The following is a 445-nucleotide window of genomic DNA, read 5'->3' as shown; positions in this document are numbered from 1 at the left end:
ATCAAATGGTCGCATTTCTTCGCTCGATGTTTGGTGAGGACGTGCTTGTCAATCCAATGCTGAAAAGTACGGCCGTTTCAGATGCAGGCATTACAAATCAGACTCTGTTCGAGATCGACCGTAGCCAATTCCACAGGGCGACCTATGACCGCGCGCTGGAATCGATGAATAACGTCAATGCGGAAATCGAATCACTGATTAAGTCGACATGGGGTAGATCATGAGCCGGAAAAACCTCCTCTCATCTCTGCATAGCGAGAGCAAGCAAGAAGCAAGCGTCGCGCCGCCCCCTCACCCGAGACCATTTTTGGATGCCGGGAAATCGAAACCAATGGCTGCGGTCACGAAGACGCTTGGCGATCTCAACGATAGGAGTCGCCGCGCAAATGAAATTGAACGGAAGCTGGCAGAGGGCCAGTCTGTCGTAGAGCTGGAGGCCGACCTG

The 445-nt window shown here is 52.8% G+C and carries 2 pseudogenes; both read left to right on the top strand.

Annotation, left to right across the window (positions count from 1 at the left end):
- Positions 1 to 224 (top strand): annotated as a pseudogene (locus tag P7F60_RS29450) (plasmid partitioning protein RepA); the annotation flags it as partial.
- Positions 221 to 445 (top strand): annotated as a pseudogene (locus P7F60_RS29445) (plasmid partitioning protein RepB); the annotation flags it as partial. The pseudogenes P7F60_RS29450 and P7F60_RS29445, both read left to right, overlap by 4 nt.

Source organism: Rhizobium sp. YJ-22 (assembly GCF_029601685.1).
In the GTDB taxonomy this organism is placed as follows: domain Bacteria; phylum Pseudomonadota; class Alphaproteobacteria; order Rhizobiales; family Rhizobiaceae; genus Metarhizobium.
This window is presented reverse-complemented; position numbering and strand designations above follow the sequence as displayed.